The sequence below is a fragment of the Maricaulis sp. ABE4_448 genome (assembly GCF_056160825.1).
In genome coordinates this window covers 414322-435789 of the sequence record NZ_JBSWXX010000004.1, presented here as the reverse complement: position 1 = coordinate 435789, position 21468 = coordinate 414322, and the positions used below count along the sequence as shown (strand labels likewise).

Sequence of the window (21468 nt, the reverse complement as noted above, 5' to 3'; positions counted from 1 at the left end):
CGGTTCAGCGTTCCAGTTCGATATCCCAGTAGAGATAGTCGAGCCAGCTTTCGTGCAGGAATTTCGGCGGGAATTTCCGGCCCTGCGACTGCAGCTCGTGCATGCTGGGACGCTGCGGCGGGCGGCGCAGCGGCATGCCGGCCTCCCGTGGCGTGCGGCCGCCCTTTTTCAGATTGCAGGGACCACAGGCCGCGACGATGTTTTCCCAGCTGGTCTTGCCGCCCTGGCGGCGCGGGATGACATGATCGAAGGTCAGCTGCTCGACGCCGCTGGCACCGCAATAGACACACTGGAAGCCGTCGCGCAGCCACACATTATAGCGCGTGAAGGCGGGCGAACGGTCCTGGGCGATATAGTCGCGCAGCGCCACGACCGAGGGCACATGCATCTCGAAGGAGGGCGAGTGCACGACCTCGTCATAATGGGAGACGACGGCAACGCGTTCGAGGAAGACATTCTTGATGGCTTCCTGCCAGGGCCAGGTCGACAGGGGCCAGTAGCTCAGAGGCTGATAGTCCGCATTCAGGACCAGACAGGGCCATCCCTGCGGCGCCCGATCAAGCACCTGCATGGCGACCTCCCTCGACAACGCCGCCGGAGCGGCCGCTGAGGGGGTGTGTCTTTTGGACAAGCGTCCTGAAAGCTCACCTCCCGTCGCGCTCAAGATGCGGATTCGTTTCAACGAATCATCTCGCACCCCGGGCTAGGAAGAAATGTTACAGCCATTCGCGTGACACGCCTATGACGGTCTTGAGAATCTTGCATGTCGGGCCGGCCGGACCCGCCTGGCTAGAGGTAGCGGCCCGACAGGGCACGGCCCAGGAAATGGGCGCCCAGTTCCAGACCGTCCTGGCCGATCGAGTGCGGAATACCCTGCGAGATATGCCATTGCGCCCCGTGTCCGGCGGCGGCGATGTGTTCCAGCGCGTCGAACATGAAGCCCAGCGGCAGCACCTGGTCCTGATCGCCATGGATCAGCATGAGGGGCGGCTTCGAGGCCATCTCCTCCTTCAACCGCGCGCCGCCCGGCAGGGCACCGGAAAAGCCCAGTATCCCCGCCAGCGGCCGCTTGCGCCGCAGGCCGGCATGCAGCGACAGCATCGTGCCCTGGGAGAAGCCGCACAGGACGAGATCCTGCTCGCTCAGCCGGTAGCGGTGCAATTCCTGGTCGATGAAGGCATCGACGACCGGCCAGGCCGCACTGGCGCCGGCTTCGATGCGCTGCGGGTCGAGATTGGAGATCGGAAACCACTGATACCCGTCCGGCGCACCCGGCACCGGGTCCGGCGCATTCGGCGACACCCATTGCACATGCGGCAGATCCTTCGCCCAGTGCTGGGCCAGCCCGATCAGGTCCTGCCCGTTCGACCCGTATCCATGCAGGAAGATCACAAGTTTCTTCGGCGCCTGTCCGTCGCGCGGGGCCAGGCGGGGTCCGTCGATGGGTCGTGACATTAAAGGCTCCGGTATGGTCTGCGTCTCCCGAAATAGCGGGATGCGGGCACCGGGGGCAAGGGGGAGACACAAGGCTTCCCCTGCAAAGCGGGGGAAGTGGCCGATCCCGGCCAAGGGCCGGGTGAGGTCGAAGGGGGGGGTGAGTCTGCGCGCTGGCACGCTCCGCGCCGCTTGCGCGGCGCCCCCTCAGTCGGCTACGCCGACAGCTCCCCCGCAAGCGGGGCGAGCCCTAGTTCAGAACCCGGCCCATGACCTTCACCACACGTTTCGCCCCCTCGCCAACCGGTTATCTCCATCTCGGCCATGCTTTTTCGGCCTGGACGGCGTTTTCGGCGGCACGCGAGGCCGGCGGGCGGTTTATTCTGCGGATGGAGGATATCGACACGGTGCGCTGCAAGCCGGAATTCGATGCGGCCATCCTGGAGGATCTGGCCTGGCTAGGGCTGGAGTGGGAGGAGCCGGTGCGGCGGCAGTCGGCGCATTTCGGCGATTTCAACGGTGTGCTGCAACGGCTGCAGGAACAGGGCGTTGTCTATCGTTGCTTCAAGACGCGGCGGGAAATCCTGGAGGATATCGCCCGCGCGCCACATGGCGTCGGCGATGTCTATCGCGGACCGGCCGAACCGATGAGCGCGGATGAGGAAGCGGCGCGTGTCGAAGCCGGCGAGGCCTATGCCTGGCGGCTGTCGCTGGCGCGCTGCCGCGACGTGCTGGGCGAGCGTTTTGCGGCCATGCGCTTTGTCGAGGAGGGGCATTTTCTCGAGGATGACCGGGGCGAGATCGCTGCCGATCCCGATCCGCTGGGCGATGTCGTGCTGGCGCGCAAGGATGTCGGCACGAGCTATCACATCGCCGTCGTGCACGATGATGCCCTGCAGGGCATCACCCATGTGATCCGCGGGGTCGACCTTTATGATCTCACCCCGCTGCACGTGCTGCTGCAGACGCTGCTGGACCTGCCCGTCCCGGTCTATCGCCATCACCGGCTTCTGACCGATGCGCAGGGCGAACGCTTCGCCAAGCGCAACAAGGCCGCCACCCTGCGCGCCATGCGGGCGGCCGGCGAGACACCGGCGGATATCCGGGCGCGCTTCGCCTGAGCGCTCACATGAGCAGGATTTAATCCGCCGCCGCGCATCCGGACGGCGGCTGCCACGCATCACCCTCACAGGACGCACGCAATCCGGAAGGGGGACATCATGCCACTGCTTTCACTCTCGCTCGCCGCGGCCCTGGCCGCCACGACGCAAACCGGTCCGGCGCCGTCGCAGGCTTTCGACGAAACGCTGCTACTCGGGGCCGATCGGGTGAGCGTCGAACAGGCGCTCGGACCGCGCTGCGACAGCCTGCAAGCCGTCTCCCCGCCAACCGCCGGCTTCCCGCTGGCGCGCGAGGAAGAAACCCATCTCGTCTGCACCGGCTTCACCTTCGACAGCGGCGCGCGGCTGGACGCGGCGGTCTTCACCCTCGCCGATGGCGCCTTGGTCCAGATCGAGGCCCGCGGCGACACGGCGCCGCTGACCGCACACGCCGGCGACAGCGTCACCTTCCAGGACTGGACAGCCTATCCGGCGGCCGGGCTGATGCTCGACGATGCCGCAGGCACTGCGCACATCCTCTCGGCCGACGGGCTGCACACCAATCTGTTTGCCTGGCACAACCCCTTGCTGGACGGCGAGCCGCTGGACTACCCGCCTATCGATGTGTCCATACCGCCGGAAGTGCGTCCGGGCGCCAGCCTCGAGACCCTGATGTCGGAGATCGAGGCGACCTGCCCCGTCGTCCAGGTGCGCGAGATCGACCCGCCCAGCTTGCCGACCGAGCCGGCGACCCAGACCCAGATCAATTGTTTCGGCTATCCCGTCGCCGGTTTCGAACGCAAGATCGAGTTCGTGTTCGGCGATGACCAGCTTGTGCTGGCCTGGATACTGACCGGCCGCGGCGAATCCGATCGCCTGCAGGCGGCGATGGATGCGGCCTATGGCATGCCGGTCTATACCGGCGACACGTTCCGCTTCTACGAAGAGGGCCGGATCGCGCTGCGTTTTGACAAGCCGGAAATCCTGGTCGTCGAACAGTCGTTGGGCGCGGGCTATATCGACCAGCTCAACGGGGCGGAGACGGCCAACTAATCGGTCAGGCGCCGCGCCTCGACGCTTTCAATCCACTCGCCAGTGCGCACCAGCCGGCCCTCGCGCCAGGCATATTCGCGCACGGTGATGCCGCCGCCCGGCACACCGCGCGCATTCTCCCGGATCTCGACCCGGGTCTCCTGATAATGCTGCACGATGCGCGCCTGATTGCCGGACATCAGGGCGATGGTCTGCCAGGTCTCGCCCTGCGACACGATCAGCGGGAAGGCGCAACTGCCCGTGCCGCAGAAATAGGCCACGGCCGGCCCGTCGCGGCGGGCCTGGCAGTTGAGGCGGCTTGTATCGACGACAAAATCGGGCCGGCGATCGGAATTGATGTCGCCGGACACCGTCGCAGCGGCCGCGATATCGCCGTCACGGCAGACAAGCGCGCCGCTGCTGATCCGGTCGAGATGGTCGTGAAAGGCCGTAAGCACACCGGCGGGCAGCGCACTTGCCGGTGTGCCGGCCGCGTCCTGCTGCGAGCAGGCCATGACGGTCAGGGCAGCTGTTCCGGCCAGGCCGAAACGCCGCAAAGCGCGTGTCCACATCGCCGCACCCCGTTAGCGCGCCCCAGCGCAGACATCAGACTAGGGCCCGCAGGCGGCGCCCAGCAAGCGCATATGCCGCAGGTTTAATGCGGTCTCCATGCTAGGCAGGCGGCACCGGACACGCTATCAGGCGATCCATGTTCGTGCGTGATCTCTGGTATTTCGGCTGCCTGTCGAGCGAGCTCAAACCGGGCCAGCACCTCCATCGCGAGTTGCTGGGACAGCCCATCCTGTTTGGCCGCGACCATAATGGCAAAGCCTATGCGCTGAAGGATATCTGTCCGCACCGGGGCATCCTTCTGTCTGGCGGCGAAGCCCAGCAGCATGATGGCGAGACCCATGTGGAATGCCCCTATCATGGCTGGCGTTTCCGCACGGACGGGTCCTGCGCCGCCATCCCCTCGCTGACCGCCGATCAGGCCAGGGCGATGGACCTCACCAAGATCCGCACCCGCGCCTTTCCCGTGCATGAAGACCAGGGCCTGATCTGGATCTATTACGCCCGCGAGGAAGATGCGGACAAGCCGCCCGCGGTCGAGCCACCGAAGCTGGATATTCCCGAGGGCGAAAAGCCGCGCCTCATCGTGCGCGACGTGTTCAACTGCCATGTCGACCACGCCGTGATCGGCCTGATGGACCCGGCCCACATTCCCTATATCCACCGGCAATGGTGGTGGCGCTCGGCCAAGTCCGTTCACGAGAAGGAAAAGAAGTTCGGCCCGGTCGAGCGCGGTTTCACCATGCTGCCGCACACCCCGTCGAAGAATTCCTATCTCTACCGCCTTCTGGGCGAGCCGCAGACCGAGATCCGCTTCCAGCTGCCGGGCCTGCGCACTGAATACGTCCAGGCCGGCGGCAAGCATTTCACCGGTTTCACGGCTGTCACGCCGACCAATGAAAATTCCACGGCCATCACCATCGTGGTCTACTGGAACCACCCGCTGATCCACGCCATCCCGAACTTCCTGCTGAAGACGGGCATCTCAATCTTTGTCGGGCAGGACCGCGATGCGGTGAATGCCCAGCAGGTGGGTTTGGCCTATGATCCCAAGCTGATGCTGATCCACGATGCCGACGTGCAGGCGAAATGGTATTTCGCCCTCAAGCGGGCCTGGGACAAGCACCGCGATACGGGCGAGGATTTCAGGAATCCCGTCAAGCCCGCCACCCTGCGCTGGAGAAGCTGATGCCGCCGATCGACGATATTCTCACCGGACTGCTCTACCTCGCCATGATCGCCGTCGTAGCCGTGCTGGCCTTCGGCATCATCAATCTCTATCGCGGTGACGAGGAGGCGCGCTCGCGCTCGAACAAGCTGATGCGCCTGCGCATCGTGCTGCAATTCTCCGCCATCCTGATCATCATCGCGATCTTCCTCGTCCGGCAGAATTTCGGGGGTTAGGTTTCCTCCCCAGCCTGCTGGGGAGGGGGACCGCGAAGCGGTGGAGGGGCTGCCGCGCCAGCGGCGGTCAGGTCGCGCCCGCCCTCCTCCGCCTTCGGCTCCGGAGCCCCTTCGACCCAATGCTCCGCATTGGCCCATTTCCCACTCGCGTGGGGAAGAACAACGCCTTTGCTCGCCGCCTTCCGAAACGCTACACACCTCCCATGGTCCGACTGACGAGAATCTACACCCGCACCGGCGATGCCGGCTCCACCCGGCTGGGCGACATGTCCGAGACGGTGAAGCATGACCCGCGGGTCGATGCCTATGGCGATATCGACGAAACCAATTCCTCTCTCGGCCTCGCCCGCGCGGCGCTGGGCCCAGGCCATGAGCTGGATGAGGATCTGGCGCGTGTCCAGAACGACCTGTTCGATCTGGGCGCCGATCTGTGCGTGCCCGAGAGCGACACGCCGCCGGATTTCGAACCCCTGCGGATGACGGCCGCTCAGGTGGAACGTCTCGAGGCGGCGATCGACCGGCTGAATGCGCGCCTGGAGCCGCTGAACTCCTTCATCCTGCCGGCCGGCAGCGAAGCCGCCGCGCGCCTGCATTTTTCCCGCACGGTGTGCCGCCGGGCGGAACGCAGGATCTCCGCCCTGATCGCATCGGGCGCCCGGATCAATCCGCAAGCCCTGAAATACGCCAACCGCCTGTCCGACCTCCTGTTCGTAATGGCGCGGATCGCCAATCTGGAGACCGGCGGCGATGTGCTTTGGGTGCCAGGAAAAGACCGCTAGCCGCGCGATTGTTTCCGCGCAGGAAACACGAAAGTGATATCTGCCCGGTCGACATGAGCCGCAGATCGCCTATCTCCGGGTGCGACAATTCAGCTCATACGGAGACCCGCATGACCCGCTTTCTGACTGCCACTGCCGCTATTGCCCTGATCGGCGCCGCCGCCCAGGCCGAACCGGTTTCTTTCGAGTTCGACAAATCCCACACGATCATCCAGGCGTCCTGGGAGCACCAGGGCTATTCGACGATGTCGCTCCAGTTCACCGATTATGACGGCACGCTGGACCTCGACCTGGAAAACCCGTCCGCCTCGACGGTCGACATCACCTTCAACCTGGTCGACGGCATCTGGGCCGGCGCCAACCAGGACCGTTTCATCGGCCACCTGAATTCGGACGATTTCTTTGAAACCGAAGCCAATCCGACCGCCCGCTTCGCTGCGACCTCTTTCGAGACCGAGGACGGCGAGACCGGCACGATGACCGGTGATCTCACCATGAACGGTCATACTCATCCGGTCACGCTCTCCGTCACCCTGAACAAGGTCGGTGAGACCCAGGACGGCAGCACCAAGGCCGGCTTCACCGCCACCGGCAGCCTTATGCGTTCGGAGTGGGATATGGGCTTTGCCGTGCCCTACGTCTCCGACGAGATCGAACTCTTCATCTCCACCGAACTGGTCGCCGCGGCGGAATAACCGCATCGCAGCGACACTGGACGATCGAGGGCGCTTCCGGCCGGAAGCGCCCTCTTTTTATGCTCTGCGCGCTGAGCGCAAAACGTACCTGAAATTCGAATCCCCCACCCAGACCACGCCGCACCGCAGCATTTCAGCGCTGACGCGACGTTCAAAATGCAGCCCTGCCCAGCCCTACCGGCATACCCGAATCCACATGCCCGGTGCGAATTGACGCGCGCGTAAGCCAGCGGGCTGCATTGACTTACCGCACGCGCGAAGGCAGTTTCGCCGCCTGTTCTTTGTAGGTGCGCAGAATATACCGCGCGCGGCCAACCGGAGCCCCAGCATGAAGATTCTCGTCCCCGTCAAACGGGTCGTCGATTACAACGTGAAGGTCCGCGTGAAGCCCGATCAAACGGGCGTCGACCTCGCGAATGTGAAGATGTCCATGAACCCCTTCTGCGAGATCGCCGTCGAGGAAGCGATCCGTCTGAAGGAAAAGGGCGTCGCTGAAGAAATCGTCGTCGTGTCCATCGGACCGGCGCAGGCCCAGGAAACCCTGCGGACCGCCCTCGCCATGGGCGCCGACCGCGGCATCCTGATCCAGACCGACGAGACCGTCGAACCGCTCGCCGTCGCCAAGCTGCTGAAGGCCGTGACCGACGAAGAGAAGCCGGAAGTCGTGCTGCTGGGCAAGCAGGCGATCGACGACGACGCCAACCAGACCGGCCAGATGCTGGCCGCGCTGCTGGACTGGCCGCAGGGCACGTTCGCCTCTAAGGTCGAGATCGCCGACGGCAAGGCCACCGTGACCCGCGAGGTCGATGGCGGCCTGCAGACGATCGCGCTGGAACTGCCGGCCGTGATCACCACCGATCTGCGCCTGAACGAGCCGCGCTACGCTTCGCTGCCGAACATCATGAAGGCCAAGCGCAAGCCGATCGACACCAAGGCTCCGGACGATTTCGGCGTCGATATCGCCAAGCGTCTGGACGTGGTGAAGGTCTCAGAACCGCCGAAGCGCGAAGCCGGCATCAAGGTGGAGAGCGTCGCCGAGCTGGTCGACAAGCTGAAGAATGAAGCGGGAGTGATCTGATCATGACGGTTCTCGTTATTGCCGAGCACGACAACAGCGCGCTCAACGACGCCACCCGCGCCGTGATCACCGCCGCCAAGAAGATCGGCGGCGATATCCACGTCCTCGTGGCCGGCAAGGATGCCGGCGCCGTGGCCGAAGCTGCGTCCAAGCTGGACGGTGTCGCCAAGGTGCTGCACGCCGAAGCCGACGTCTTCGCCACGCCGACGGCGGAAGCCATGGACGCGCTCGTCACCCCGCTGATGGACGATTATGACGCCGTGCTGTCGGCTGCGACCACGATGGGCAAGAACTTCATGCCCCGCGTTGCCGCCCGCCTGGACGTGATGCAGATCTCCGACATCACCGCGGTGGAAAGCGCCGACACCTTCGTGCGCCCGGTCTATGCCGGCAACGCGATGATGACGGTGAAGTCCAAGGACGCGAAGAAGGTCATCACGGTCCGCCCGACCACGTTCGAGAAAGCCGGTGACGGCGGCTCGGCCCCGGTTGAGGATCTCGGTGCCTCCTCCGGCCCGTTCAAGTCGGAATTCGTCTCCGAAGAGCTGTCGGAATCGGATCGTCCGGAACTGACCCAGGCCAAGATCGTCATCTCCGGCGGCCGCGGCATGCAGTCCGGCGATAATTTCCACCTGCTGGACAAGATCGCCGACAAGCTGGGCGCCGCCGTCGGTGCCTCGCGCGCCGCGGTCGATGCCGGCTTCGTGCCGAATGATTACCAGGTCGGCCAGACCGGCAAGGTCGTCGCGCCGGAACTCTACATCGCGGTCGGCATTTCCGGTGCCATCCAGCACCTGGCCGGGATGAAGGACTCCAAAGTCATCGTCGCGATCAACAAGGACGAGGAAGCGCCGATCTTCCAGGTCGCCGATTACGGCCTCGTCGCAGACCTGTTCCAGGCTCTGCCGGAACTGGACGAAGCGCTCTAGGCGCACGGTCAGCCGCGAAACAGGAAACGCCCGGCCATCCAGCCGGGCGTTTTCTTTTGGTGCTCTCGTCAAAGCAAGATTAGCGGATCGCCAGCAGATGCCGGCCCAGCCGCCACCAGGTGCGAAGCTCCGAAGGGCGCCGCCCCGCCTCTTCCAGCGCATCGAGCGCGTCCCGGTCGAGCCAGCGGCCGTCGCGCATCACGCCGCGCGGTGCGTAGAGGATGGACGGGCTGGTCAGCGGATCACCGTCGATGAGCACCAGATCGGCAAAGCAGCCCACAGCCACACAGCCGATCTTGCCCTCCAGTCCCAGCACTTCGGCCGGGTTCACCGTCGCCGACCGGATCGCCTCGAGCGGCGTCAGTCCGGCGCGGACCAGAAGCTCGATCTCGCGCACCGTCGACACGCCATGCGGCGAGGCCATGATGCCGGAGTCCGAGCCAACCGTCAGGCGCACACCGGCCTCGTGCATCATGCCGGTGAAGGCCTCATAGAAGGCCTGCATCTGCGTGCGGTCTTCATGGACATAGCGCGACCAGAAATCGAACGTGTCCCGCTCGAAACCGGCGACCACCGGGTTATAGCCTTCCATCTCCGGACGCAGCACATGCCCGCCACGCGTCTCGACGATCCGCGCCAGGTTCTCGTGCACGACAAGCGTCGGATCGACCGTGGCACCGGCCGCGGCGACCGCCTGTGCCAGGGCCTGCGCGCCCTCGGGATCGGTATCGTCGGACAGGCCATGCCAGACAATCGACTCGCTGTGCTCGATCGTGGCGAAATCCGCCGGAAGCGTATCGGTGAAGGGCAGCGGGTCGTCTTCGGTACCCTCGACCGGGTGACCGCTTATCGTCATCCCCAGCGCTGCCGCCTCTTCGCGGATCGCGGCAAAACTCTCGCGCGACAGGTTGGAATAGAGTTTGAGGTGACGGAAACCGGCTGCGTATTGGCGCCGGACGGCCGCGCGCGCCTCGTCGCCGCCGCTCACCACCTCGTGCAGCAGGTTGGCATTGCGGCCGCCGCGCTCATTGATGATTGCCCCCGTCGTGATGAGGCGCGGGCCATAGAGACGGCCCGCATCGATGCGAGCCGCCAGGGAGAGATGGAAAGGCATGCCGCCCATATTCCGAACGGTCGTGACGCCGTGCGCCAGCCCGGCCGCCAGGTCCACCTCGTCGAAGACATGGACATGCACATCGATCAGTCCGGGCATCAGCGTGCGCCCCCGGGCATCGATACGCGGCATATCCGGATCGATGCCGGACATGCCATCCGGTCCGATGCGGGCGATCCGCCCGTCCTGCACCAGGACCGACTGGCCGGCCTGCCGCGTGCCGGTTTCAGGGTCAAACAATGTGGCGTGCTCGATCAGCCAGGTCCGCGAAGCGTTGTGTTCCGGCACCATGGCACCGGGGAGCCGGGCGATGATGACAGCCGAAACGGCGATCGTGGCGAGGATGGCGGCAAGGCCGCCGGCGAGGATGCGAAGCATGGATGTCTCCCGTCTGGATTTCGGGAGAGATCAGCATGTCCGCAGACCGGCATCGTCCGGAATCCGGATTCCGGACGTGCGGAATTCGTCAGGCGCTGCGAATGCCGGAAACCGGTCCGCCCTCACCCTCGCGCAGGCGCGCCGCATAGGCCGAAGGCGTCTCGCCGGTCTCGCGCTTGAAAACGGCGTTGAACACGGATTTCGAGGAAAAGCCGACGGTGAAGGCCAGGTCGATCACGCGCTGGGCCTCACCGGCGCGGGCGTCCGCCTGCATCATCGCGCAGACATCCTCGATCCGCAGGCTGTTGATGTAGTCGTTGAAATTGCGCCCCGTCGCCGTCTTGATTGCGCGGGACACGGCGCGCTCGCCCAGCCCTGCAGCCACCGCGACTTCCGGCCGGGTGAGACGCGGTTCGGAATAGAGCGCCTCGCCGCGCACAACCACATCGATGCGCCGGAAGTCCTCGGCCTCGGCTGCCACGTCGGCGGGTGCGGGTGTGGCCGGCTCATTCCGGGCGTCCAGCGCACCGGGCTCGAGCCCCTCGAACAGCCGGCTGTGGCGGACCGCGATCAGGATCAGCACCACCACGAAGGCCAGCGAGACACTGATCTGGAAGAGATAGGCGGCCTGGGTCTCCAGCCAGGGCCAGTAGGGATGGACCCAGTGCGCATCCATCCGCAGCACATCAAAGACGCCATCGACGACATAGAAGCCGATCAGGGCATAAAGCCCGTTGAGCTGGATCGCCTGCGCGTCGGACCGGGTCTCGCGGGTCGCGCGGCGGAAACGGTGAATGAGCCAGATCGCGGCGGCGGAGTAGACAATCAGGCTGATACGGGCGGCATGCTCGACCCAGGCGATCTGCGTCGTCAGCGCCAGCGCGATGAGGAAGGGCACGGCATGCGGCCAGTCGCGCCAGGTCAGCGCCGGGCCGGCGATCATGATACCGCGGACAGCGAGATAGACGAGCGGCGGATAGGCCAGGCGGAAGGCCGGTGTGACCAGCCAGACCTCGCGGAAGCCGGCCGTCTCCTCCAGCACGTTGAAGATCATCCAGGTGCAGGACATCGCCATCAGTGCCGAGACTGCCCGCAGGCGCGGCTGCGAGACGGTCAGCAGCACACCCAGACCGGCAATGGCGATCAGGGCGATGTGGACGAGATTGACCGGCTGGAGCGTCATGACAGGCAGATTAAGGACTGGGAACGGCCTGCCTAGCCCTTCCAGCCGCGAAAGTCGCGGTATTCGGCTAGGGCGGACACGGCGCGGCGCAGCTGTTGCGGCGCATCGGCGGCCTCGCGCTCGCAGGCATCATAGGCGGCATGCACGCTGTCGAAGATGTGCTGGGGTGCCTTGGTCAGCGCATCGCCGGCCTCACCCGCATCGATACCAAGCCCGCCGGCGACCGGCTTCTCGCCGCGTTCCAGCAGGACCAGGCGGGCGGCGAGATCCCGTTCGATCACGCCGAGCTGCTGCGCCAGTCCCCGGTCCCGGCTGCGGTGCAGCCAGACCAGGGCAATAATGGCGACAAGAAGAATGAGCGGAAGAAGCAGAGCCATGCGGCCCGGACTACTCCGCCGCGCTCCCGCCTTCCAGCACAACAGTCAGCGAGCGCAGATCGACGAATTTGAAGTTCTGGCCGCCGGTCTCGTTCTCATCGTCCTGGACGACGAAGATCCCGCCGGGGAAAGTCTCGCCCAGATTGGCGGTCGAGATGTCCAGACCGTCCGTATGGGTCACCCCGTCGACAGCGCCATCGACAATCCGGAAGCGCGTGACGAAGTCGTGTGTTTCCAGGTCATAGGCCACATAGGCATTGTCGCTCTGGGAGGAGACGACCAGCCAGCCGCCGGTCTCGCCGCGCGGCAGGAGAGCGGCACCCTCGGCATCGGCGCTGAGCTGCTGGCCGTCTACGGCCGCGATCTGCACCGGTTCGGCCGGATCGGTAGGCTCGGCCCCCATCATCCAGACGCCGGCATTCTCTTCGTTCATGTAGACCGTGCCGGTGCGCTCGTCCGCGACACAGCCTTCGGCAATCGTGCCCAGCGTGACGCGGCGGACTTCCTCGGCGGTGACGCTCTCGCCATTCCAGCCCACGCGGACCTGCACGAAAGTGCCCGGATCCTTGTCGGAGACGAAGGCATAAAGCTCGCCATCCTGGCGGCTGCGGTAGAAGCAGAAACCGTAGGGCTCGACGATATTGTCCAGCGGCACGGCGCCGGCATAGCTCACATCGCGCGTGTCCGGATCGATGAAGAAGAAGGCGATGCCGATGTTGGAACGGTCGGACGCACCGGCGATGTCGACGATACGGTCGCCAAGCGCGAAATCGTAGCGGACATCGACATTGTTGAGACGGCCTTCGGGCAGGTAGGCATGTTCGGCGCCGGTCAGGGTGTAGACGTAGACGCCATTATCCTTGTCGGTCCCGAAGATCAGGCTGTCAGCGGGCGTGTCCGAGACCCATACGGCCGGATCGTCGGCCGCATCGCCCGTGCCGGCGACGCTCGCCGTTTCCAGCACGGCCTCGATCTCGACAGCCGGCAATCCGCCGCCACAGCCGCCCAGTACCATCGAGAATGCCGCAAGGCCGAGAATCCGCTTCATGACTGTCCCTCCAGAAGTCCGGTCCGCTGCGCCATAGCACGGGTCCGGCCGGAATGGCACGCGGCCAATCGTGACACTTCCTTGACGGGGTGATGCAATTTCGCACCGTCACAAAACTTCAATCCAAACGACACGGAAGTGCAGCCTTGGCGTCATCAGCCTGTCGCCGCTTTTCCCCCAATAAGGCGCCGAAATCGGACTGCCAGGCCCGACTCGCCAGTCATTTCCTTGAAGGGGGACATCATGACCAGGACATTCGCCATGCTCGGCACCGCCTCGGTGCTGGCACTTGCTGCAGCGACCGCCGCCCAGGCCGGTACCATTGCCGGCCGCGTGATGGACGGTTCCCAGACCGTGGGTCTGGAAGGCGCCACCATCCGCATCGTTGAAACCGGCCAGACCGTTGCCGCCGGTTCGGACGGTGCATTCCGCATCGTCGGCCTCGCGGCCGGCACCTACACGCTGCGCATCAGCTATGTGGGCGCCGAGCCGGCCGAGACCTCGGTCACGCTCGCCAGCGTCACCGACACGGCGACCCCGGTCATCACGATCGGCGAAGACGTCGATTATGTCGACAACATCCTGGTGGTCGGCCAGCGCGGCGCGCTCAACTCCGCCCTGTCGCGCCAGCGCGCCAATGACGGCAATATCGTTGTCCTCTCCGCCGACGCGATCGGCCAGTTCCCGGACGAGAACGTCGCCGAAGCCGCCCGCCGCGCCGTCGGCGTGAACGTGCTGAACGACCAGGGCGAAGGCCGTTTCGTCTCGATCCGCGGCCTGGATCCGAACCTGGTCTCCACCTCGATCAATGGCGTGCGCCTGACCTCGCCGGAAGCCGAAGACCGCCAGATCGGCCTCGACGTGATCGACGCCGACGTGCTCTCCAGCGTCGTGATCAACAAGTCCCTGACGCCGGACATGGACGGCGACAGTGTCGGCGGCAATGTCGAGATCGAAACCACTTCGGGTCTCGATGTCGATCATCTCTATATCCGCGGCCGTGTGGCCTCGCTCTACTCCGATATCGAACAGGATTTCGGCTGGCGCGGCTCGGTGAACTTCGCCAACAACTTCCTCGACGGACGTCTCGGCGTGGCCGGTTCGCTGTCGCACCAGGAACGCGTCTTCGGCTCGGAGAGCTATGAGGTCGACGGCGGCTGGGAAACGGACGAAAGCGTGCCTTTCCCGAACGAAGTCGAGATGCGCAACTACCAGATCACGCGCGAACGCACGACGGCAGCCCTGAACTTCGACTATCGCTGGTCGAACGAGCTGAGCTTCTACCTGCGCAACACCTGGTCCGATTTCTCCGATGCGGAGCACCGCAACCGCGTCGAGGTGAAGCTGGAAGACGCCGAGTATAATGACGCGGCCTCGTCCGGCGATCTGGCGGCTTTCGTGGCCGAAGAGATGGAAATCGACCGTGACATCAAGGACCGTCTGGAATCCCAGATGATCTTCGCCACCGATTTCGGCGGCGAATGGCTGCGCGGCAATACGACGGTCGACTGGTCGCTCTCCTACGTGCATTCCGAAGAGGAAGAGCCGAACCGTCTGGACACGGATTTCTCCTACGAATTCGAGGATGACGAGGTCTTCGGCGTCAACGTCTCCAACCCGCTCATGCCGCAACTGGTGTATGGCGGCGGCCAGACGACCGACACGGTCTTCGATCCCTCGATCTACGGGAATGAGGGCTTCGAGGTCACCAACGGCCTGTCCCAGGACCGCGAATACGCCGCCGCCCTGAACATCCGCCACGACTTCAACTATGCCGGCATGGCCACCTACATCCAGTACGGGGTGCGGGCCCGCCTGCGCGACAAGAAGTATGTGCTGGATTTCGACGTCTATGAGAGCGACGACAATCTGACGCTCGACCAGGTCGTGCGCTCGGTCGACTACTCGCAGGACCGCCTCGGCCCGGTGCCGGATCCGGTCGCGGTGCGTGACTATTTCAACGCCAATTTCGGCGGCCTGGAACTGGACCCGATCGCCAGCGACATCGACAGCTATGGCGCGACCTACGGTGTCGAGGAAGACATCATGGCCGCCTATGTGATGGGCTCCATCGAGAACGGCCCGCTGAGCGTGGTCGGCGGCTTCCGCATCGAGCAGACCGACGTGTCGGCCTATGGCTATGAAGCTTTCCTCGCCGAGGAAGACGCCACCGTCGGCGGTGTAACCCTGGACGAAGACACGGTGATCATCACGCCGCAATACGTCTCGGACGACTATACCGACGTGCTGCCCTCCATCCTCGCCCGCTATGAAGTGGCCGAGAACTGGATTGCGCGCGCCTCCTACTATGCCTCGATCCAGCGCCCGAACCCGGGCCAGTTCGCGCCGCGTCTCCTGGTCGAACAGAATGACGACGACGAGATCGAGGGCGAAGTCGGCAATCCGGACCTGCAGCGCCTGGAAGCCGACAATTTCGAGGTCTCCCTGGAATGGTATCCGAACAACGACTCCGTCGTTTACCTCGGCTACTTCTACAAGGATCTGGAAAACGTCATCGGCCCGATCCAGTACGAGAACGAGCTGATCAATGGCCGCCTGTTCGACGAAGCCGACAGCTATATCAACCTGCCGGAAGCGGAAGTGTCGGGCTGGGAGTTCAACTACCAGCAAGCGCTCGACTTCCTGCCGGTCGAAGGCTTCATCGCCGGCTTCAACGCCACCCTCGCCGACAGTGAGGCAACCCTGCCGGACGGCCGCGTCGTGCCGCTGCCGCGCCAGTCGGACGAAGTCTGGAACGCCGTGCTCGGCTACGACCGGGGCCCCTGGGACCTGCGCGCCGTCGTCTCGCACCGCTCCGAATTCCTCGACGAGATCCGCGGCGATGCCGACGAGGACCGGATCGTGCTGGACCATACCCAGCTCGACCTGTCGGCGAAGTTCCGCTTCAACGACCATCTCCAGATCTTCGGCGATCTGAAGAATGTCACCGACGAGCCCTTCCGCGCCGTGACCCGTCCGGACGGTGTCAGCCGGGTGGAACAGTTCGAGGAATATGGCTGGTCGGCCGTCTTCGGCGTGCGCTTCACCTACTAGCGAAAACGGGCACCGGTTTTGCGGTTCGCAAATGCGATCGCTCACAAGCCGGAGCGCCCTATCACAGACAGGAAGCCCCGGGCCTTTGGCCCGGGGTTTTTCTTTTTATTTCTTATAGTTAATTCTTGGCACAGCCGACGCGAAACTGTCTTCCAGGCGTCACCGTTCCGTCGCGTTATCGGCGTAGACAGGCGCCGACCCGCTCCTCCCCGACCGGGTGACCTTCCCGCTTATCCCTCCGGGCAAGGTTTCAAACTTACAGGGCCGTCCGCGTTGTGGACGGCCCTTTTTTCTTGTCTGAATGCCGGTCGCCGCCGTCAGGCGCGATTGATCGCGGCGCGGATCAGGGCCTTGGCGTCCTCGCTGTCCCATTCGGCCGGGGCGGTGACGCGGCCCAGCTCGCGGCCCTGGCGGTCATAGAGGACCGAGGTCGGCAGGCCCGGCGTGCGGATCTGGGAGAAGCTGGCCAGATTGCTGTCATGGATGATCGGCAGGTTTTCCAGCTCGATACGCTCGAAGAAGGCGAGCACATCATCCATCGAACGGTCGAGGCTGACGGTAACGACCTGGAAATCCTCGCCGCCAAGATCGGCCTGCAGCCGGTCCAGCGCCGGCATCTCCTCCACGCAGGGTCCGCACCAGGTGGCCCAGAAATTCACCAGGATCACCTGGCCGCGATAATCCGACAGGCGGACCTCATCGCCGTTTTCGTCGACATAGACGGCATCCGGCTGGGGCGGCGCGTCATCGATCTGGGTGAAACGGCGCATCTCGCCACGGGCATAGCCTTCCAGCCCGCCCGCATCGCTCTGGTCCATCGCGCTGAACACCACGACAAGGAATCCCACCACGAGGATTGCGGCCATGCCAAAAATGGCTATTCCAAGTGGGGTCTTCATATCGCTTCGCTCCCAAATCCGCAGGAATCCCCGATGGCCGAGAAATCCCCGCAATCTTCCCAGTCCAGCGCCATGTGGGGCGGACGTTTCGAGGCCGGGCCGTCAGCGGTGATGGAAGCCATCAATGCCTCCGTCGATGTCGACCGGCGCATGGCCGAGCAGGATATCGACGGATCCCTCGCCCATGCCCAGATGTTGAGCGAAACCGGTGTGATTTCAAGCGAGGATGCTGCGGCAATCCGCCAGGGCCTGGAACAAATCCGTGAAGAGATCCGCGCCGGGGACTTTACCTGGTCGGCCGCGCTGGAAGATGTGCACATGAATGTCGAGGCGCGGCTGAAGGCGATTATCGGCGAACCGGCCGGCCGCCTGCACACCGCCCGCTCGCGCAATGACCAGGTCGCCACCGACTTCCGTCTCTGGCTGCGCGATGCCTGCGACCGGATCGATGCACAACTCGCCGAATACCAGAAGGCGCTGGTTGCCCAGGCCGAAAAGCATGTCGACCAGGTGATGCCCGGCTTCACCCATCTGCAGACCGCCCAGCCGGTCTCGCTGGCGCACCACCTCCTGTCCTATGTCGAGGTGGCCCAGCGCGATCGCGGCCGTTTTGCCGATGCCCGCAAACGCCTCAATGAAAGCCCGCTGGGCTGTGCAGCGCTGGCCGGCACGGCCTTTCCGATCGACCGTGAGATGACGGCGAAAGCGCTCGGCTTCGACCGGCCGATGGCCAACTCGCTCGATGGTGTCGCCGCCCGCGATTTTGCGCTGGAAGTGCTCTCGGCCGCGGCGATCTGTGCGGTGAACCTGTCGCGCTTTGCCGAGGAGATCGTGCTGTGGTGCACGCGCCGTTTCGGCTTTGCCTCGCTGTCGGATGCCTGGTCGACCGGATCCTCGATCATGCCGCAAAAGCGCAATCCCGACGCTGCCGAACTGGTGCGCGCCAAGCCGGGCCGGATCATCGGTTCGCTGACCGGCCTGCTGACCGTGGTGAAGGGCCTGCCGCTGGCCTATTCCAAAGACCTGCAGGAGGACAAGGCGCCGGTCTTCCAGGCGATTGACGATCTGGAACTGGCCCTGCTCTCCATGGCCGGCATGGCCGCCGACCTCACCTTCCATGGTGCCGCGATGGAAGCCGCTGCCGGCGAAGCCTATTCCGACGCCACGGATCTCGCCGACTGGGTCGTGCGCGAGCTGGGCAAGCCCTTCCGCGACGCCCACCACATCTCCGGCTCGATCGTGAAGATGGCCGAGAAGCGCGACATCCCGCTGGCACAGCTGTCCCTGGAAGAGATGCAGAGCGTCGAACCGGGTATCGACGAACGGGTATTTTCCGTGTTGAGTGCCCGGGCATCGATGGAAAGCCGCACCAGTTTCGGCGGAACCTCGCCGGTGCGTGTGCGCGAACAGGTCGCCGCGTGGAAAGCCCGGCTGGGCTAGCCGTGCAACGCCGGTCCTGAGTTGAGGGAATGGACATGAAACGACGCCTTGCCGCCCTGGTCCTTGTGACCCTGAGCGCCCTGACCGTCGCCGCCTGCGGCCTGCGCGGCGAACTGGAACGCCCGCCACCCCTGTGGGGCGATCCGCCGCCGCAGGACGAAAACACCGGCAGCGACAGCGAAAACTAGCGCCTGGCTCTCCAAATCGTAATGCATGCGGCTCTCGTCTATCGCGTTGGCCATGATAGGGTTTGTGGATGCGTCGCCGCTCGCTCATAGCTGCCGGGTGCGCCCTTGTGTGGGAAGCCTCGGTTCCGGTGCTCTGGCCTGTTCTGGCCTGGGCTTCCGCCTTTGCGATTCTGGCTCTTCTGGACCTGTGGGACCGGATCGGCGATCCGTGGCGCGCAATCTATGCCATCGCCACCTTGCTGCCTGCGGCCTGGCTGACCTGGCGTGGCGTCCGGGCCTTCCGCTGGCCCGATGCCGACGCGCTGGCCCGCCGTGTCGAGGAAGACAGCGGCATCGAAGCGCGTCCGCACGAAGCGCTCGCCGATCAACCGTCCGGCAGCGATCCGGTCGCCCTGCGTGTCTGGCAGGAACACCAGGCGCGCATGCGCCGCCGCCTGGCGTCGGCCCATGCCCGCCGCCCGAAGGCCGCCTGGGCGCGCACCGACCGCTGGGCCCTGCGCGGTGCGCTGGGCCTGCTGCTCGTTGTGTCCTGGCTGGTCGCCGGACCGGCGGCCCGCGACCGCCTCGGCGAGGCGTTCGGGCTGACCCCCATTCTCGCGGGCGGCGAAACCCTGAGCATCGACGCCTGGATCGACCCGCCGGCCTATACCGGACGCGCGCCGGTCTTCCTGGCGGAAACCGAACGCAGCGCGGAAGTGCCGGAAGGCTCGACCTTCATGACCCGCGTGGCCGGCAGCCGGCGCGAACCGCGTCTCACCCTGCGCAGCGACGCGGGGACCGAGCGCGGCGAAGTCCGCGAAATCGGCGATGGCGTCTGGGAGATCCGCGCGCCGGTCACCGGCGATGCCACCGTCCGCTTGGCAGCACCCGGCACACGCGAAACCTGGACGCTCGACGCCATTCCGGACACGGCGCCGCGCGTGCGCCTGCTCGCCGTCCCCGACGCGACATCCGCCGGCGAACTCGATCTGCGCTTTTCCGTGCAGGACGATTACGGCCCCACCGGCTACGCCCTCGACATCCGCCCGGAAGAGGATGAGAGCGCGGACTGGGAACGCCTGCCGATCGACGCCGTGTCCGTTACGCCACTGAGCGAGGGCGAGGGGCTGGGCACGCTGCTGGAAACCGCACGCCATCCACTGGCCGGTTCGCGCGTGACGATCCGCCTCGCCGTTACCGATGCCGCCGGCAATGAGGGCCTGTCGCTGCCCCTGGGCGTGACCCTGCCGGAGCGGGTCTTCCTGGATGCGCTGGCCCGCGCCGTCGCCGAGCAGCGCCGCGGCGTGATGGCGGCCGACGCGGCCTATGCCCCCCTGCCCGAACGCCCGGTGATGTATGCCGAGGATATCCCGCCGGGCCCCGCCTATCTGGCCGAAGAACCCGAGCGCCGCATCGAACGTGCGCCGGAAGGCCTGCAATATGCCGCCCGCGCGCTGGACGCGATTTCCGACGCGCCGATCTATTTCTTCGACGATCCGATCGTCTATCTGGGCATTCGCGAGACCGTGCACCGTCTGCGCCGGGCCCGGGATCAGGTCGACCTGACGGGGCTGGACGACGATCTGTGGGATATCGCCCTGCGCGCCGAGCTGGGCTCACTGGCCGATGCGGAAGCCGCACTGCGCGCCGCCGAGCGCGCGCTGATGGAAGCCATGGCGCGCGGTGCCGACGAAACCGAGCTGGCCGCCCTGTTCGAAGCCTATGAAGAGGCGATGGACAATTACATGGCCGCGCTCGCCCGCGAGGCCGCCGAAGAGGGTAATTTTGCCGAGGGCGGCGGGGGCTCTCAGCTTGACCAGCAGATGCTGCAGGACATGCTCGACGCCCTGCGCGAGGCCGCCGAGCTGGGCGATACGGCCGAGGCACGCCAGGCGCTGGCCGCGCTCAGCGAGCTTCTGCGCAACATGCAGATGCAGATGGGCCAGGGCACGGGCGGCGACGGCGAGAGCGACGCCACCTCGGAAGCCATGCGCGAGGCGCTGGAGGAACTCGGCGAAATGATCGGCGAGCAGCGCGACCTGCAGGACCAGACCTTCGGCCTCAACCAGCAGCAACAGCAGGGCGGCGGCGCCCCGCAAAGCGGCGAGCAGTCGGGCCAGCCTTCAGGCCAGGGCTCGCAATCGCTGGCCGAGAACCAGAGCGGCGGTGCGTCAAGCACGCAGCAGCTGGCGGACGCCCAGGGTCAGCTGGCCCAGCGCTTCGGCGAATCGGCCGAGGCCGTGCCCGGTGAAGGCGAGAGCGGCGAGACCCTCGGCCAGGCCGGCCAGGCCATGCGCGAGGCCGAGGAGGCCTTGCGTCAGGGCAGCACCGAAGACGCGCTCGCCGCCCAGGAACAGGCCCTCGCCCAATTGCGCGAAGGCGCCGAGGAGCTCGCCCGCGAACTCATGGAGCGTATGGAGGAGGGCCGCGGCCAGGCCATGGGCGAAGGCGAGGACAATCGCGACCCGCTGGGCCGGCCGTCCGAGGGCGCCTTTGCCGATGGATCCGGTGTTGAAGTCCCCGAAGAGATGAGCCGGGCCCGGGCCCGCGCCATCCTGGAAGAACTGCGCCGGCGGGCTGCTGAAAGCGGCCTGACCCAGGAAGAGCTGGACTATATCGAACGCCTGCTCGACCGGTTCTGAGCAACGGGCCGTTGCCCGCATCAACGCGGACGGCGCGCCAGAATCCTGTCAGACGGCACTGTGCCGGACCGGCTATTCCCTTGTCAGCGCGCGAGTTGTGATCCTTGCAACTTCGTATGCTGTTTCCGAATTTGTCTGGATAAAC

General features: G+C 65.5%; 20 protein-coding genes. 12 read left to right on the top strand and 8 right to left on the bottom strand.

Annotation, left to right across the window (positions count from 1 at the left end):
• Nucleotides 1-4: 4 nt before the first annotated feature.
• Entirely contained in the window at nucleotides 5-571 is a 567-nt protein-coding gene (locus tag ACXAJV_RS13535) for an HNH endonuclease (RefSeq protein WP_475085954.1), read from the bottom strand.
• A gap of 218 nt (nucleotides 572-789) precedes the next feature.
• A complete protein-coding gene (locus tag ACXAJV_RS13530; protein ID WP_475085953.1) occupies nucleotides 790-1455 on the bottom strand; it encodes an alpha/beta hydrolase in 666 nt (221 codons plus the stop codon).
• A 248-nt stretch (nucleotides 1456-1703) separates the two neighbouring features.
• On the opposite strand from ACXAJV_RS13530, the gene gluQRS reads away from it, so the two are divergent.
• Together gluQRS and ACXAJV_RS13520 are read left to right on the top strand one after the other, a co-directional pair.
• The gene (gene gluQRS / locus ACXAJV_RS13525; protein WP_475085952.1) at nucleotides 1704-2555 is read left to right on the top strand and encodes a tRNA glutamyl-Q(34) synthetase GluQRS; all 852 of its coding nucleotides are present in this window, start codon (nucleotides 1704-1706) and stop codon (nucleotides 2553-2555) included.
• Between the two features lie 99 nt (nucleotides 2556-2654).
• Nucleotides 2655-3587 carry a hypothetical protein gene (locus ACXAJV_RS13520; RefSeq protein WP_475085951.1) on the top strand — a complete coding sequence of 311 codons (933 nt, stop codon included), beginning with the start codon at nucleotides 2655-2657 and terminating at the stop codon, nucleotides 3585-3587.
• On the opposite strand, the gene ACXAJV_RS13515 is transcribed toward ACXAJV_RS13520, so the two are convergent.
• Nucleotides 3584-4138 (bottom strand): hypothetical protein, encoded by a 555-nt coding sequence (locus ACXAJV_RS13515; RefSeq protein ID WP_475085950.1) that lies wholly within the window; start codon nucleotides 4136-4138, stop codon nucleotides 3584-3586. The genes ACXAJV_RS13520 and ACXAJV_RS13515 overlap by 4 nt on opposite strands.
• Nucleotides 4139-4275: 137 nt before the next feature.
• On the opposite strand from ACXAJV_RS13515, the gene ACXAJV_RS13510 reads away from it, so the two are divergent.
• The 6 genes from ACXAJV_RS13510 to ACXAJV_RS13485 all read left to right on the top strand — a co-directional run bounded on the left by ACXAJV_RS13510 (nucleotide 4276) and on the right by ACXAJV_RS13485 (nucleotide 9021).
• Nucleotides 4276-5325, top strand: coding sequence for a Rieske 2Fe-2S domain-containing protein (locus tag ACXAJV_RS13510; protein WP_475085949.1), 1050 nt, complete (start codon nucleotides 4276-4278; stop codon nucleotides 5323-5325).
• The gene (locus tag ACXAJV_RS13505) at nucleotides 5325-5540 is read left to right on the top strand and encodes a twin transmembrane helix small protein (RefSeq protein ID WP_475085948.1); all 216 of its coding nucleotides are present in this window, start codon (nucleotides 5325-5327) and stop codon (nucleotides 5538-5540) included. The genes ACXAJV_RS13510 and ACXAJV_RS13505 overlap by 1 nt, the downstream gene beginning before the upstream one ends.
• A gap of 203 nt (nucleotides 5541-5743) precedes the next feature.
• Nucleotides 5744-6319 (top strand): cob(I)yrinic acid a,c-diamide adenosyltransferase, encoded by a 576-nt coding sequence (locus ACXAJV_RS13500; RefSeq protein ID WP_475085947.1) that lies wholly within the window; start codon nucleotides 5744-5746, stop codon nucleotides 6317-6319.
• A 110-nt stretch (nucleotides 6320-6429) separates the two neighbouring features.
• The gene (locus tag ACXAJV_RS13495) at nucleotides 6430-7014 is read left to right on the top strand and encodes a YceI family protein (protein ID WP_475085946.1); all 585 of its coding nucleotides are present in this window, start codon (nucleotides 6430-6432) and stop codon (nucleotides 7012-7014) included.
• 328 nt (nucleotides 7015-7342) lie between these two features.
• Nucleotides 7343-8092: an electron transfer flavoprotein subunit beta/FixA family protein gene (locus tag ACXAJV_RS13490; protein ID WP_291889204.1), complete on the top strand. Its 750-nt coding sequence runs from the start codon at nucleotides 7343-7345 to the stop codon at nucleotides 8090-8092.
• A 2-nt stretch (nucleotides 8093-8094) separates the two neighbouring features.
• On the top strand, nucleotides 8095-9021 hold the full coding sequence (locus ACXAJV_RS13485; protein ID WP_475085945.1) for an electron transfer flavoprotein subunit alpha/FixB family protein: 927 nt from the start codon (nucleotides 8095-8097) through the stop codon (nucleotides 9019-9021).
• 79 nt (nucleotides 9022-9100) lie between these two features.
• Here the strand turns inward: ACXAJV_RS13485 and ACXAJV_RS13480 are convergent, their stop codons facing one another.
• The 4 genes from ACXAJV_RS13480 to ACXAJV_RS13465 form a co-directional block, all read right to left on the bottom strand.
• Nucleotides 9101-10513 carry an amidohydrolase family protein gene (locus tag ACXAJV_RS13480; RefSeq protein ID WP_475085944.1) on the bottom strand — a complete coding sequence of 471 codons (1413 nt, stop codon included), beginning with the start codon at nucleotides 10511-10513 and terminating at the stop codon, nucleotides 9101-9103.
• An 88-nt stretch (nucleotides 10514-10601) separates the two neighbouring features.
• Nucleotides 10602-11696: a helix-turn-helix domain-containing protein gene (locus ACXAJV_RS13475; protein WP_475085943.1), complete on the bottom strand. Its 1095-nt coding sequence runs from the start codon at nucleotides 11694-11696 to the stop codon at nucleotides 10602-10604.
• Between the two features lie 32 nt (nucleotides 11697-11728).
• Nucleotides 11729-12073 (bottom strand): hypothetical protein, encoded by a 345-nt coding sequence (locus tag ACXAJV_RS13470; protein ID WP_475085942.1) that lies wholly within the window; start codon nucleotides 12071-12073, stop codon nucleotides 11729-11731.
• Nucleotides 12074-12083: 10 nt separating this feature from the next.
• Entirely contained in the window at nucleotides 12084-13121 is a 1038-nt protein-coding gene (locus ACXAJV_RS13465; RefSeq protein ID WP_475085941.1) for a phytase, read from the bottom strand.
• A gap of 243 nt (nucleotides 13122-13364) precedes the next feature.
• On the opposite strand from ACXAJV_RS13465, the gene ACXAJV_RS13460 reads away from it, so the two are divergent.
• The gene (locus ACXAJV_RS13460; RefSeq protein ID WP_475085940.1) at nucleotides 13365-16175 is read left to right on the top strand and encodes a TonB-dependent receptor; all 2811 of its coding nucleotides are present in this window, start codon (nucleotides 13365-13367) and stop codon (nucleotides 16173-16175) included.
• Between the two features lie 317 nt (nucleotides 16176-16492).
• On the opposite strand, the gene ACXAJV_RS13455 is transcribed toward ACXAJV_RS13460, so the two are convergent.
• Nucleotides 16493-17074: a TlpA family protein disulfide reductase gene (locus tag ACXAJV_RS13455; protein ID WP_475085939.1), complete on the bottom strand. Its 582-nt coding sequence runs from the start codon at nucleotides 17072-17074 to the stop codon at nucleotides 16493-16495.
• A gap of 33 nt (nucleotides 17075-17107) precedes the next feature.
• Here ACXAJV_RS13455 and argH point away from each other — a divergent pair, with 33 nt between their 5' ends.
• From argH to ACXAJV_RS13440, 3 genes are all read left to right on the top strand, one after another.
• On the top strand, nucleotides 17108-18514 hold the full coding sequence (gene argH / locus ACXAJV_RS13450) for an argininosuccinate lyase (RefSeq protein WP_475085938.1): 1407 nt from the start codon (nucleotides 17108-17110) through the stop codon (nucleotides 18512-18514).
• Nucleotides 18515-18549: 35 nt separating this feature from the next.
• Nucleotides 18550-18702: an LPS translocon maturation chaperone LptM gene (gene lptM, locus ACXAJV_RS13445; protein WP_475085937.1), complete on the top strand. Its 153-nt coding sequence runs from the start codon at nucleotides 18550-18552 to the stop codon at nucleotides 18700-18702.
• Nucleotides 18703-18770: 68 nt separating this feature from the next.
• Complete coding sequence (locus ACXAJV_RS13440; RefSeq protein ID WP_475085936.1) at nucleotides 18771-21323, top strand: DUF4175 domain-containing protein; 2553 nt, start codon at nucleotides 18771-18773, stop codon at nucleotides 21321-21323.
• Nucleotides 21324-21468 lie beyond the last annotated feature (145 nt).

What these genes read in the sequence shown, in the direction of transcription:
- ACXAJV_RS13535 (WP_475085954.1), bottom strand. Translation starts at nt 571, where the DNA reads ATGCAGGTGCTTGATCGGGCGCCGCAGGGATGGCCCTGTCTGGTCCTG.
- ACXAJV_RS13530 (WP_475085953.1), bottom strand. Translation starts at nt 1,455, where the DNA reads ATGTCACGACCCATCGACGGACCCCGCCTGGCCCCGCGCGACGGACAG.
- gluQRS (WP_475085952.1), top strand. Translation starts at nt 1,704, where the DNA reads ATGACCTTCACCACACGTTTCGCCCCCTCGCCAACCGGTTATCTCCAT.
- ACXAJV_RS13520 (WP_475085951.1), top strand. Translation starts at nt 2,655, where the DNA reads ATGCCACTGCTTTCACTCTCGCTCGCCGCGGCCCTGGCCGCCACGACG.
- ACXAJV_RS13515 (WP_475085950.1), bottom strand. Translation starts at nt 4,138, where the DNA reads ATGTGGACACGCGCTTTGCGGCGTTTCGGCCTGGCCGGAACAGCTGCC.
- ACXAJV_RS13510 (WP_475085949.1), top strand. Translation starts at nt 4,276, where the DNA reads ATGTTCGTGCGTGATCTCTGGTATTTCGGCTGCCTGTCGAGCGAGCTC.
- ACXAJV_RS13505 (WP_475085948.1), top strand. Translation starts at nt 5,325, where the DNA reads ATGCCGCCGATCGACGATATTCTCACCGGACTGCTCTACCTCGCCATG.
- ACXAJV_RS13500 (WP_475085947.1), top strand. Translation starts at nt 5,744, where the DNA reads ATGGTCCGACTGACGAGAATCTACACCCGCACCGGCGATGCCGGCTCC.
- ACXAJV_RS13495 (WP_475085946.1), top strand. Translation starts at nt 6,430, where the DNA reads ATGACCCGCTTTCTGACTGCCACTGCCGCTATTGCCCTGATCGGCGCC.
- ACXAJV_RS13490 (WP_291889204.1), top strand. Translation starts at nt 7,343, where the DNA reads ATGAAGATTCTCGTCCCCGTCAAACGGGTCGTCGATTACAACGTGAAG.
- ACXAJV_RS13485 (WP_475085945.1), top strand. Translation starts at nt 8,095, where the DNA reads ATGACGGTTCTCGTTATTGCCGAGCACGACAACAGCGCGCTCAACGAC.
- ACXAJV_RS13480 (WP_475085944.1), bottom strand. Translation starts at nt 10,513, where the DNA reads ATGCTTCGCATCCTCGCCGGCGGCCTTGCCGCCATCCTCGCCACGATC.
- ACXAJV_RS13475 (WP_475085943.1), bottom strand. Translation starts at nt 11,696, where the DNA reads ATGACGCTCCAGCCGGTCAATCTCGTCCACATCGCCCTGATCGCCATT.
- ACXAJV_RS13470 (WP_475085942.1), bottom strand. Translation starts at nt 12,073, where the DNA reads ATGGCTCTGCTTCTTCCGCTCATTCTTCTTGTCGCCATTATTGCCCTG.
- ACXAJV_RS13465 (WP_475085941.1), bottom strand. Translation starts at nt 13,121, where the DNA reads ATGAAGCGGATTCTCGGCCTTGCGGCATTCTCGATGGTACTGGGCGGC.
- ACXAJV_RS13460 (WP_475085940.1), top strand. Translation starts at nt 13,365, where the DNA reads ATGACCAGGACATTCGCCATGCTCGGCACCGCCTCGGTGCTGGCACTT.
- ACXAJV_RS13455 (WP_475085939.1), bottom strand. Translation starts at nt 17,074, where the DNA reads ATGAAGACCCCACTTGGAATAGCCATTTTTGGCATGGCCGCAATCCTC.
- argH (WP_475085938.1), top strand. Translation starts at nt 17,108, where the DNA reads ATGGCCGAGAAATCCCCGCAATCTTCCCAGTCCAGCGCCATGTGGGGC.
- lptM (WP_475085937.1), top strand. Translation starts at nt 18,550, where the DNA reads ATGAAACGACGCCTTGCCGCCCTGGTCCTTGTGACCCTGAGCGCCCTG.
- ACXAJV_RS13440 (WP_475085936.1), top strand. Translation starts at nt 18,771, where the DNA reads ATGCGTCGCCGCTCGCTCATAGCTGCCGGGTGCGCCCTTGTGTGGGAA.